The 11,542-nt window shown below is 66.1% G+C and carries 12 protein-coding genes; 4 read left to right on the top strand and 8 right to left on the bottom strand.

Going from position 1 to position 11,542, the window contains the following annotated elements:
• Nucleotides 1-118 precede the first annotated feature (118 nt).
• Both gloB and GRI40_RS01500 read left to right on the top strand, forming a co-directional pair.
• Nucleotides 119-874, top strand: coding sequence for a hydroxyacylglutathione hydrolase (gene gloB, locus GRI40_RS01505; protein WP_160609707.1), 756 nt, complete (start codon nucleotides 119-121; stop codon nucleotides 872-874).
• Between the two features lie 4 nt (nucleotides 875-878).
• On the top strand, nucleotides 879-1,853 hold the full coding sequence (locus tag GRI40_RS01500) for an NADPH:quinone oxidoreductase family protein (protein ID WP_160609706.1): 975 nt from the start codon (nucleotides 879-881) through the stop codon (nucleotides 1,851-1,853).
• A gap of 339 nt (nucleotides 1,854-2,192) precedes the next feature.
• On the opposite strand, the gene GRI40_RS01495 is transcribed toward GRI40_RS01500, so the two are convergent.
• From GRI40_RS01495 to GRI40_RS01460, 8 genes are all read right to left on the bottom strand, one after another.
• The gene (locus GRI40_RS01495) at nucleotides 2,193-2,744 is read right to left on the bottom strand and encodes a F0F1 ATP synthase subunit B family protein (RefSeq protein ID WP_160609705.1); all 552 of its coding nucleotides are present in this window, start codon (nucleotides 2,742-2,744) and stop codon (nucleotides 2,193-2,195) included.
• Between the two features lie 15 nt (nucleotides 2,745-2,759).
• The gene (locus tag GRI40_RS01490) at nucleotides 2,760-3,251 is read right to left on the bottom strand and encodes a F0F1 ATP synthase subunit B family protein (protein WP_160609704.1); all 492 of its coding nucleotides are present in this window, start codon (nucleotides 3,249-3,251) and stop codon (nucleotides 2,760-2,762) included.
• Nucleotides 3,252-3,328: 77 nt separating this feature from the next.
• Nucleotides 3,329-3,553, bottom strand: coding sequence for a F0F1 ATP synthase subunit C (locus GRI40_RS01485; protein WP_160609703.1), 225 nt, complete (start codon nucleotides 3,551-3,553; stop codon nucleotides 3,329-3,331).
• 52 nt (nucleotides 3,554-3,605) lie between these two features.
• Nucleotides 3,606-4,355: a F0F1 ATP synthase subunit A gene (locus GRI40_RS01480; protein WP_160609702.1), complete on the bottom strand. Its 750-nt coding sequence runs from the start codon at nucleotides 4,353-4,355 to the stop codon at nucleotides 3,606-3,608.
• A gap of 19 nt (nucleotides 4,356-4,374) precedes the next feature.
• Nucleotides 4,375-4,686: an AtpZ/AtpI family protein gene (locus GRI40_RS01475; protein ID WP_160609701.1), complete on the bottom strand. Its 312-nt coding sequence runs from the start codon at nucleotides 4,684-4,686 to the stop codon at nucleotides 4,375-4,377.
• Between the two features lie 173 nt (nucleotides 4,687-4,859).
• Entirely contained in the window at nucleotides 4,860-5,246 is a 387-nt protein-coding gene (locus GRI40_RS01470; protein WP_160609700.1) for a YdbL family probable chaperone protein, read from the bottom strand.
• A complete protein-coding gene (locus GRI40_RS01465) occupies nucleotides 5,246-5,503 on the bottom strand; it encodes a YnbE family lipoprotein (RefSeq protein WP_160609699.1) in 258 nt (85 codons plus the stop codon). The genes GRI40_RS01470 and GRI40_RS01465 overlap by 1 nt, the downstream gene beginning before the upstream one ends.
• A complete protein-coding gene (locus GRI40_RS01460) occupies nucleotides 5,500-8,664 on the bottom strand; it encodes an intermembrane phospholipid transport YdbH family protein (protein WP_160609698.1) in 3,165 nt (1,054 codons plus the stop codon). The genes GRI40_RS01465 and GRI40_RS01460 overlap by 4 nt, the downstream gene beginning before the upstream one ends.
• A gap of 106 nt (nucleotides 8,665-8,770) precedes the next feature.
• Here GRI40_RS01460 and radC point away from each other — a divergent pair, with 106 nt between their 5' ends.
• Entirely contained in the window at nucleotides 8,771-9,484 is a 714-nt protein-coding gene (radC, locus tag GRI40_RS01455) for a RadC family protein (RefSeq protein WP_160609697.1), read from the top strand.
• Between the two features lie 142 nt (nucleotides 9,485-9,626).
• Nucleotides 9,627-11,480, top strand: a complete 1,854-nt coding sequence (locus tag GRI40_RS01450) for an acyltransferase family protein (protein ID WP_160609696.1) — start codon at nucleotides 9,627-9,629, stop codon at nucleotides 11,478-11,480.
• The last annotated feature ends 62 nt before the right edge of the window (nucleotides 11,481-11,542 follow it).

The raw sequence follows: 11,542 nt of genomic DNA, 5'->3' as shown, positions 1-11,542 counted from the left end.
GGTTAGTTTGCGTCACGGGACTCACGCCTGCGACGCGCACGCCGAAACAGAAAGGCCCGCCCGCTCAACCGAGCAGGCGGGCCTTTTCTGAGAGCGGCTGAGCGCCTATCCTCCCGCCATGCTGGAAATCCATCAGTTCCCTTGCCTGTCCGACAACTACGGCTTCCTGGTCCACGATTCGGACAGCCAGGAAACGGTCTGCATCGATACGCCCGACGCCGATGCCTATCTGCGCGAAGCGGCCGCGAAAGGCTGGCAGATCACGCAGATATGGAACACCCACTGGCACCCCGATCACGCCGGCGGAAACGCCGCCATCAAGGCCGCCACCGGCTGCACGATCGTCGCCCCGGCTGAAGTCGAGAAGATCGCTCCGATCGACCGCGTCGTGGACGATGGCGACACCGTCACGATCGGCGTGCACGAAGCGAAGGTGATCGACGTGGGCGGCCATACCACTGGCCATGTCGCCTATCACCTGGCTGACGACGGCATCGCCTTCGTGGGAGACAGTGTGTTCGCGCTCGGCTGCGGACGCATGTTCGAAGGCAATCCGCAGCAGTTCTGGGCAAGCCTCGATCGCATCCGTGCCTTGCCGCCCGAAACCATGCTGTACTGCGCGCACGAATATACACAGGCGAACGCGCGCTTCGCCCTCAGCGCAGATCCGGACAACGCAGAGCTGCGGGCATATGTGGAAGAGATCGACGCGCGGCGGATGCGGAATGAACCGACCGTGCCCACCAAGCTGGAACGCGAGCTGCTGACCAACCCCTTCCTGCGCGCCGACCGGGATGATCTGCGTAGCCGTTGGGGCGGCGACACGCCTGAGGAAACCTTCGCAATCCTACGCGCGGCCAAGGACAATTTCTGAATCGATGCGCGGACTGCTGGTCCGGTCCCTGACTCCGGACCTTTCGGGGCTCGAGATGGCGGACCTGCCCCGCCCCGTCCCCGCGGATGGAAATGTGCTGGTCCGGGTGCGCGCGGCATCGCTGAATTATCCGGACCTTCTGATGACGCGGGGCGAATATCAGTTCAAACCGCCGGTGCCATTCGTGCCCGGCATGGAAATGGCGGGCGAGGTGATCGAGGCCGGACCGAATAGCCGCTTTGCGCCCGGCGACCGCGTCATGGGGGGCGCCAAGACCGGTGCATTCGCCCAGATCGCCTCCCTGCCCGCCGGAACCTTGCGGCACATACCCGCCGGGCTCGACTTCGACCGGGCGGCAAGCCTCGGCGCTGCCTATGTCACCGCCTATACCGCGCTGGTCGAACTCGGCGGTATGCAGGAAGGCGATACAGTCCTGGTCCATGGCGCAAGCGGCGGCGTGGGGCTTGCGGCCTGCAACCTCGCCCGGGCGCTGGGCGCCACGGTTATCGCAGGGACCCACGATCCCGCCAAGATGTCACGGATCGAAAGCGCCGTCGCCCCCGCGGCTGTTATCGATAACCGCGGCCGCTTCCGGGATAACGTCGCAGAGCTCACTGAAGGACACCTGTGCGATCTCGTATTCGACCCCGTGGGTGGCGACGTTTTCGACGAGAGCACCCGCTGCGTGGCCTTCGGCGGCAAGCTGCTGGTCGTCGGCTTCGTTGCGGGACGCATCCCGCAGGTTGCGGCCAACATCCCCCTGATCAAAGGCTTTTCGATCGTCGGCGTGCGCGCGGGAGAATATGCGCGGCGCTTCCCGGATCGCGGTGCACGGATCGCCGATGCCGTCGCCCGCCTCGCAGCCGAGGGGCGCATCACCCCGACGATCGACCGCACCCTGCCCCTCATGCACTGGCGGGAGGGATTTGAGGCGATGGCGTCCGGCAGCCTGGTCGGGAAGTTGGTCTTTCATCCCTGACCGAAAAGGAAAGCTGTCTCAAGCAGCCGACCACAGGGATTCCGCCTTTTTCGCTGGTCCTATCGGGAAACCCGCATGCCATCGTTCAACCAATAACCGCCGAAACCTGCCATCGTTCTGTGAATCGGATCACGCGGCCCTTCAGAACCATCGAAGTCGGCGGGAGTTTTTGCAACGTCCCTGCCGCCCGGCGACGATCGTCACCCGGCTACGGTCACGTCAGTCGAGCGCCCATTCGTCGCCGTCCAATGGGCAGCAATCGATCTGCGGTAACCAGCACGCCGTCTCTCCCCGAGCGTGTCGAGAAGAGAGATCGACGATAGGCCGGCCTAAGCCGCCTCAGATCCCGGCAATGATCGTGTCGGCGAGCTTGCGGTCGTCGGCCTCGAGGTGCCGCTCGCGGATCAGTTGGGTCGCGGCTTGCGTTGCAAGGCTGGCTGCGTCGCGGCGCAACTCTTCCACGACCGCGCGCTCTGCGGCAGCGATCTTGGCCGTCGCCATCGCGCTACGCCGCTCGATCAGGGCAGCCGTATCGGCCTCTGCCTGGCTCACGATGTGCGCTGCTTCCGTCCGGGCGTGGTCGAGCATCGCCGCAGCGTCACGCGCGCTGGCGGCATGCTGGGCCTTGGCATCGTCAAGAAGAGCCTGGGCCTCGGCGCGGATCCGTGCGGCCTCGTCGAGGTTCCGGCGCTTCTCGGCGATCTGGCCGTCCAGCGCAGCCGCGATCTTCTGCGGTGCCTTCAAGACGAAAATCGCCAGCAGGAAAAAGATCGTCAGGCTGACATAGACCCAGCTTTCCGCGCCAAGCCCAAGCAAAGTCGGTTCGGCGTGGTCCGCAACCTCCGTATGACCGGCGGGATGCTCTTCAACGATTGCGGGAAGTGCGCTCATCTCTCGTATGTCCTGTCAGCGGCGGGCGAGCGCGTTGTCGACGGCGCCTGCCGCCGATTCGGCAGAAGGCTCCGTACCGGTTAGACGAGCAACGATGGCCTGGGTCGTTTCCCGGGCGACATCGCGCATTGCTTCCTGAGCAGCGCCGCGAGCGTCCGCTATCCGCTGTTCGGCCGCCGCCAGTAACGCGCCTGTCTCCTGGTCCGCGGCAGCCACGCGTTGCTCGCGCGCCTTGCCCGCCTGCGCTTTCGCGTCGGCCAGGGCCGCGCGGGCCTGTTCACGGTTGGCTTCGAGTTCGGCCTGGTAGCGTTCGCGGAGCGAGTCTGCCGCTTCCTTCGCCTCCCGCGCGGTCGAGAGATCCGTGTCGATCCGGTTTGCCCGCTCGTCCATCACCTTGCCGAGACGCGGCAGCGTCAGGCGAACGATGCCGAAGTAGAGCACGATGAAAAACACCGCCAGCCAGAACAGCTGGGGGATGAACACGTTACCGAAATCGAATTGAGGCATCGAGGCCGCCCGTCAGTCGGAATAGAGTGGATCCGGCCCGGGCGCCGAAAATGCGCCCAGGCCGGTAATCCGGAAGATCAGCTGAACGCCAGCGCCAGCGCGACGACCGCCGCGATCAGGCCAAGCGCTTCGGTCACGGCGAAGCCGAAGATCAGGCGGCCGCCCATCTGCGCGTCGGCGCTGGGATTGCGCAGCGCGCCGTTGAGGTAGTTGCCGAAGATCGCGCCCACGCCGATCGCGGCAAGACCCGCGCCGATCGCAGCCAGACCCGCGCCGATAACTTTTGCCGATGCAACGTCCATGTCGAAAACCTTTCCTAAGCGTAGTTCAGTGTGGCGGACAAGAAATGCCCGGTTAGTGGAGGTTCACCGCGTCGTTGAGGTACAACGAAGCGAGGAGAGCGAAAACGTAGGCCTGCACAACCGCGATCAGCAGTTCGAGCGCGGTCAGCGCCACGTTCACTGCCAGCGGCAGGATGCCAAACACGTACGGGATGGCCTGGAACGAGCCGAGCGCGACCACGAACGTCCCGAACACTTTCAGCAGGACGTGGCCGGCGGTCATGTTCGCAAACAACCGGATCGCGAGGGTGAACGGCCTTGAGAGGAAGCTCAGCACTTCGATTACGAACACGAAGGCGCCGAGGAAGATATTGGCGTCCTTCGGCCAGAAGAGGCTGAAGAAGTGCAGGCCGTGCCGCCAGAAACCGACAACGCAGACGACGATGAACACGAGGAACGCCAGGCCGATCGTCACCGAGATATGGCTGGTCGGCGTGAAGGCCCCGACCCACGGCAGCAGCCCCAGCAGGTTGCACACGAGCACGAACATGAAGATCGCGAAGATCAGCGGCGCATAGCGCTTGCCTTCGGGCCCCACGTTTTCGGACAGCATGTTGCGCACGAAGTCGTAAACGTACTCGACCGCAGCCTGCCAGCGCCCGGGAACGAGCTGCGGGCGGGCGGTGCCGACGAACATGAAGATTCCGATCACGCCAAGCGCGATCGCCATCCACAAGGAACTGTTGGTGAACGAGAGATCGTACCCCGCCGCTTCGAGCGGCTGGATGCGGACGACCTCGAATTGCTCCATCGGGCTTGCCATGAAACTCGTATCCTGCCTGTCAGCCGTCGTTGCGGGGATCGCTGTCGAACTGCGCGGAGGTCTTCATCGCCCGGCGCACACCGGCCGCAAAGCCGAGCACCAGGAACACGATCATGCCCCACGGCGCGGTTCCCAGCCCTGCCCAGTTGTCGATGGCCCAGCCGATGAAACCGCTGACCAGCACGGCCCCGATGAACTCTATGCCCACGGCCCAGCCACGCGTTTCCGCCTGGCCTTGCGCGTTGGTGGCGCCTTTATGCTGGCGCGCTTGCGCGTCTGCGATTCGGCGATCGAGGTCGTCGCCGGAATTGTGGTCGTTCTGGTCGGCCAAGGCGTGCGGTCCGTTGCGCTTCCCCGGCCGCCGCGAACGGGTGGCCAGGTTCGAAAATATACGGAACCGGCCCTACCCTATGAAAGGAAGAGCCGGTGCGCCGCCCCCTTAGGCAGGGCCCAAGGCCGAGTCAACCGACCGCGGCCCGCTCTCCCGCTCAATCGGCCGATGCGTCAACCTGGACAACGGCTGTCGCGCATCGGCGCGGCGGACGTGCGCGTCTGCCACGATCCGTCGGGCGCCTGGTATTTCTCGCCCGGCGCCGTGCGCGCAATCGCGATACACCCGGCGGTAAGGGCGTATTCCTCGAGGGTGGCATTCGCGGCGCGCGCCTTTTCCGCATAGAGCGCCCGGCGTTTTATGTTGATGTCCGCCACGATCCGCTGGAGCTGGCTCCCGCCGTTCCCGACGATGCCGAGGTAGCCGTCCATCTTTTCGCCCACCTGGCCGGCGGCCCGTGCGGCATCGTAGGCGGGGTCGCGCTGGGCGCTCGCCGGGGCTGCGATCACGACAGCAAGAGCAAGCATCGCGCCCTTGCCCAGATTCCAGAAGCTGCTCATCAGAAGATGTCCTCGTTTTCCTCGATCGTCTCGCCCGCGTCGGCTGCGAGGCGGTAGATCACTTCCTGCCGGATGTTCACATTCAACTCGATGACAATCGGCTTGTCCGGGGCCGTCACGTTGACACAGCCTGCCGCCCCGCCAAGGGCCATCACCGCGCCCGCCAGTCCTTTTGCCACCACCGCTACGCCGCGACGGCGCCTGGCTGAGGCGGCTACGGGCGCACCGGGTCGATCGGTCATATCGGAACGCGTCATGGCAAATTCTCGCTTTCGAGGGTCTGAACGGGCGGTTGGTCGGGTATGAGATCGTCCGGCGCAATGTCGGGTGCCGGCGGCGTGACAGATCGGCGGAGCATGCGGCCGTCGTCGGTGAGCAGGCCGAGGGATCGGGGATCGCGCACCGATGCCGGATCGTACATCGACTTGATTGACGTGATCAGCTGGTAGAACGGCGCGCGAACGGTGACGTTGAAGCGGATCGGCAGGGATTCGAACCGCCTGGTCAGGAAATTGCGCCGGGCCCTTGCCCCTTGCTTGACGCCGTCGAAGCGGACGCGTGTCACGATCTCGCCGGTAAGGTTGCCGTCCATGGCGAGCGACATCTGCCGGTAATCGAGCGAGCGCAGCGCGTCGAATGCGAAATTCGCCATCGTGCCCAGGTCGCGGCGGTTGAGTTCTCCGACATAGGAAATGTTGCCGCCCGGCGGGCGCGCTATCAGCAGCCCACCCTGGATGCGGCCGTTGCCCTGGCTGTCGAACACGACTGGCAGGGTGCCGTCGAAGATGCCGGTGGCGGCGATGTTCTTGAGGTCCAGGTGATCCACGAAGCGGGCGGCGTCCAGCCCTTCGATCTCGAAGATATAGTGCCGCTCCTCGCTCATCCCGAGGTTGAGCGATGTGGACCGCAAGGTCAGCGTCCCGCCCATGAACGGCCAGGTTGCACCTTCAACAGACAGAAATTGTCCGCCTCTAAGTGCGAAGACAAGCTCGCCCTCGGTCACCTCGATGCCGGGGTTGACGGAACCGATCGCGATCCGCTGGTTCGGCGCTGTCGTCAGGCCGAGCAGGTCGCTGAACTCGATCGTTCCGCGAGCTCCCTTCACCGGTCCGAACGCCGCTGCAAAATCGAGCGATTCGCTGCTGAAACGGCCCCGGCTGGTGACGCCGGCCGCGTTCCAGTCGATCCGCCCCGTGCCGGTCACAGTCCCCATGGTGTTTGCGATCACGCCGCGCGCGCGGGGGAACAGGGCGGCGGGCTGCAGGGCGCGGTCGAACAGCAGGCCGGGAACGGCCAGGTCCGCGTGACCTGCACCGCTCGCAAGATTGTGGACGATCGCCGCTTCGGTGACGATGCGTTGCGTTTCCGGTTCACGCAACGATGCATTCGCGTTGATGACGTTGTCCCGCAAGGTCAGCGTCGCTTTCTGCGAGACCAGCGGATTGAAGCGCGGCTCCGCCTGCCGGTCCACCAGCCGGAACCGCCCTTCGGCAAGGCGCAGGACGCCGCCCGAATAGCGCCAGTTGCCCGATGCCTCGCGCAAGTCGAGCGGCACGGCGAAAAGGCGCACGTCGGCATCGGCGAATGTGCCGCCGATCTCCCTGCCGAACGTCGCCGTGAGGTTGGAGATTCGGAACGTGCTCGCAGTCGCAACGGGGCCGAGCGCGACGTCCACCGCGCGCGCACTCAACGCGCCGGGGTAGGCGAAACCGACGGGCCCGCTGCGCAGGCGTATCGGCGTCTCGGCGAGACGGCCGGAAAGGTCGAGCGACGGCGCGCCGGCAGCGAGGCGAATTCCCGACGGGGTTTGGCGAAGGATCGGTTGCCCTTTGGACGGGCAAAGCGTGACGGCACGGCGGTCCAGCATCAGAGACGCGATGGCGAGCCGGTCGAACGCGACCCGCGTGCACGTCGGCCATAGGGAAAGACCCGCCCGCGCGGACCATGTGCCATCGAGCGGCAGCTGCAGGTTCCGGGTCGAACCGCCCGGAAGCGGGCCGCTCGCCTGTGCGCGCCCTTCGAAGTCCAGCGATCCGTCGCGGCGTTGAGCGACCACCAGTTCGGGGATCGCCAATGCGCTGCTGCCGGCGCTGTACGGCGCCATCCGCAGGCGGAGAACCGCCGCGCCGGACGACGCGCGCTCCATCCGGCCAGCGATCCGTGGCAGGCCTGCGCCGCCGGTCGCGAGGTTGCCGGACAAGCGCGCGGCCTGACCGCTCGCAAGCCGGACGTGCACCTGGCTGAGCGCCAGCAGCGTCGCCCCGCTGCGGCCGCGCAATGTCGCGCTGGGGACGACGAGGCTGCCGCCCCGATCGGTCTTGCGGAACGAAACGGTTGCGATGGCGCGGCTCGCCCGTTCCTCGCGGGAAAGCGCCGCGCGCGCCTGGCGCACCAGGGGTGCCAGCAAGGTATCGTCCGTGGACTGCGCGGTATCCGCCAGCAGGCGATCGAGACCGCTGCCGAGCCGCAAGCCGTTGCCTTCCAGATCCGCGCGCGCCTCGACTGAACCGAACGACTGCCGGGCGCGAAGAATGCCGTCCGCGGTAACCAGAGCGGCACTCGCCTGCGGGTTCCGCACACCGCGCGCCGCCAGGGTATATTCAGCGGTGAGCGCGTCCCGCCGCCAGGACGCGCGAACCTGGCCAGTGAGGCCGTTAGACATCGTCGCGCCCGTTTGCAGCAGACCGGTCTGGATGACCGCCTTTCCCTCTACCCCGGACAGATCGGCATCGCCGGCAAGGTCGAGCTCCGCCACCACGTTGCGCATGGCCATGCCTGCGCATTCGCCATTCCCCGCGCGCATGGGCCCTTCGAAAGAAGGCTTGCCGTCATCAGTGGCGATCCGGCCATAGAGGGTGAGGCCTGACAGCGAGCAATCGGCACGGTTGAGGCGCGGCATCGTCGCGGCCAGCACCCCGGCAAACCCGTCATCGATCCGCCCTGCCCCGTCGATCTTCACCCCGATCGGGCCCATGTCGCTTTCAATGAGTGCACGCCCGTCGATCAGGCGCACATCCAGCTTCGGCAAGCCCGGCGGCTGACCGGTGTCGCGCAGCAGGACCTTGTCAAGCGTGCCGAAACTGGGCTTGCCGCCCCGCAATGTTCCGAACAGCCTGGGCCTGTGTAGGGTAATCCGCCCGATGCGCGGCGTCCCCAGGCGAAAGATGACCGCGACTTCGGCGCGCTCCACCGTCAAGTCCGGGGCGGCGGGGTCGCCCACCACGATATCTGTCAGGACCTGCCGGTCGGGACCGATCGTCTCGATCCTGTAGGTCGCCGGAATGTCGAGAGTGCGGAGTTGCCGCTCGATCAGGTTGCCTGCGATCCGCTCGCGCGAGAGCCAGGCCGCGCCCGCGAGGGCGATCAGCAGGATCAGCAGGCCGGCGACGACCCGGGCCCACACACGGCGGCGGGGCATTGCGGACACTGCCCCCGCTGCCTCCCCGGATTCTTCGTCCCTTCCGACCATCCCCCCCCACTTGCGCACCTTATCGCTGATAGGCAATGGATTGTGGTGTCAGGACATGCCGGGGGTAACGTTGCCGCAAGCTGAAAAGGCGGGGGGCGCCACGCAGGCGACAGGGCATCGCGCGCGCCTCCGCCAGCGTATGCTCAGCGGCGGGGCGGAGGCGCTCGCCGATTACGAAGTGCTCGAATACCTGTTGTTCGCCGCGAACCCGCGCGGCGATACCAAACCGCTCGCGAAGGCACTGCTGGCACGCTTCGGTTCGCTCAACGCCGTGTTGAACGCGGAAACCGGCGCGTTGAGGCAGGTCGGCGGCATGGGCGAGACAGGCGCGGCCGTGCTCAAAGCCGTGGCACTGGCGGCGCGCAGGATGGCGCGGGGCGCCGTCCAGGACAAGCCGGTGCTTGGCAGCTGGCTGGCCCTGATCGACTACCTCACCATCGACATGGCGCACCTCACGGTCGAGAGGGTACGGGTCCTTTATCTCGACACGCGCAACCGCCTGATCGTGGATCATCACGTTGGCGACGGGTCGATCGACGAAGCGGCAATCCATCCGCGCGAAGTCGTCCGCAAGGCGCTGGACGTCGGCGCCACGGCCATGATTCTGGTCCACAACCACCCGAGTGGCAATCCCGAACCCAGCCGCGCCGACATCGACATCACGCGCCGCATCGCCGAGGCCGCGCGCCTGCTGGGCATCGTTGTCCACGACCACGTGATCGTGGGGCGCGAAGGCCATGTCAGCCTGAAAGCCAGGGGCCTCATCTGAGACGGACCTGGATCAGAGACGCAGGCCGGCGAGGCGACCGATTACTCCCGCCGCGCTGGGTTCTTGTGCGGTGCGAGGCGATGCCCTAGCGGCCCGCCCAATGCTGCAGGCGGGGATTAGGGATACGGGGGTCAACCCGGCTTTGGGTCACCGCCCAGAGATCGACGGGCTACGCGCGCTTGCGGTCGTTCCGGTTGTGCTGTTTCACGCAGACCTGTTCTGGTTCACCGGCGGCTTCGTCGGCGTCGATGTTTTCTTCGTCATCAGCGGTTACCTCATAACGGCGATCCTGATGCGGGATGCGTCCCGGCCCGGCCATTTCGCGGCCTTTTACGAACGACGTGCGCGGCGAATTCTGCCGGCGCTGTTTCCGATCCTGATCGCAGGGCTGGTCGGCGCGTGGTACCTCTTCGTACCGCTCGACTTCAGGCATTACTCGCAGGCGGTGGCCGCGACCGCCCTGTTCGCATCCAACATGCTGTTCGCCCTGCAGAACGACTACTTCGGCGGAGAGGAAGGCTTCGAGCCGCTCATTCACGGATGGAGCCTGTCGGTCGAAGAGCAGTTCTACTTCATCTACCCGGTGCTCTTGCTGGCTCTGATCCGGTTCCGGCCCCGCGCGATCCTGCCGACGATCGCCGGCATCCTGTTCGCCAGCTTCGCGCTCGCGCTCGTTCTCGCCGAAACCTCGCCGCGTTTTGCATTCAACCTGCTGCCGACCCGAGCCTGGGAATTGCTGGCGGGCGCCGTGTGCGCAGTCTTGCCGCCGGTTTTGAAGACCCGACAATTGCCCGGTCTCGCCGGGATCGCCCTCATCGTCACAGGCATGGTTGTCATCGGTCCGGATACGCCGGTTCCGGGAGTGGCATTCCTGTTACCGGTGGTGGGCACCGCTCTGGTGGTCCGATACGCCACCACGGGATCGATCGCGGCGCAGATCCTCGGCTGGCGGCCTTTCGTCCTCATCGGCCTCATCTCGTACGGGCTGTACCTGTGGCATCAGGTTCTGCTCGCCTTCGTCTTCTATACCACGTTCGGGGCGCCTTCCCGGGGCGTGCTGGCGGCGACGATCGCGATGTCGACCGTCCTGGCCGCTGTCTCGTACAAGTGGATCGAGCAACCCGTCCGGCGCAAGCAGTTCCTCAAATCGCGCACCACGCTTATCGCCTTCTGCTCCGCCGGCCTGCTCGCGGCCATCGGCCTCGGCGTGGCCGGCCATCTGGCGATACTGGAACCCCGCTCCGGACCCGATGCACGGCGATTCGATGCCGTGTACCCGGGCGGGCTCGCCAGCCGCGCCATCCCGGCAGGGAAGCTCGCCTTCGTGCTCTATGGCGACAGTCACGCCAGGCAGTACGAGAACGCGCTTCAGACCCGCCTGGGCCGCGGGGCGCTGCTGGGAGAAAACGCCTGTATCGCGCTCCCCGACATAAGCAGCTGGCAGAGCGGGGAGGAGCGCCAGCCGTGCATCGATCAGTACGATGCCATGCAAAGGCTTGTTGCGGAGCGGTCCGTCCCGGTGGTCATCTGGGCACAAAGATGGGAAAGCGAGCTGTTTGCAAACGCTGATGCCAGACCGCTCGGGTCCGGCAGCGGCCCCGCCGAACCCGTGCTCCGCAGCCAGCTTGAACAGGTCAGGCGCACCCTCCCGGCCGGGACCCGGCTGATCATCCTCGGCAACACCCCGGGTGCGAGGGCGAGTGCGCCGCAGATGGCGGACGGGCTTCTGCGATGCAGGGCGTATCGCAACGTCACGTGCCCGACGATATTTGACCGCTCGTATGCCGAAGGGGCGAAAATGAACGCGATCCTCCGCGCGTTCGCCGCGGAGACGCCGGGCGTCACGTACATCGACACGGCGCAACTGCTATGTCGCGGAGACAAGTGCCCGATCCTCGACGGAGACCGCCTCTATTACCATGACGGCGATCACGTGACGGCATACTCCGCGAACATCGTTGCAGACAGGGTGGCCTCGGTCGTCAGGTCTGATTGACCGATGGGTTGCGTTGCCGTGGCGGGCGCCCTAGCCGCCACCGCGTCACACAAACCGGAGTC

Source organism: Tsuneonella aeria (assembly GCF_009827495.1).
Classification (GTDB): domain Bacteria; phylum Pseudomonadota; class Alphaproteobacteria; order Sphingomonadales; family Sphingomonadaceae; genus Tsuneonella; species Tsuneonella aeria.
Note: the sequence above shows the minus strand (reverse complement) of the source record. Positions and strands in the feature narration are given on the sequence as shown.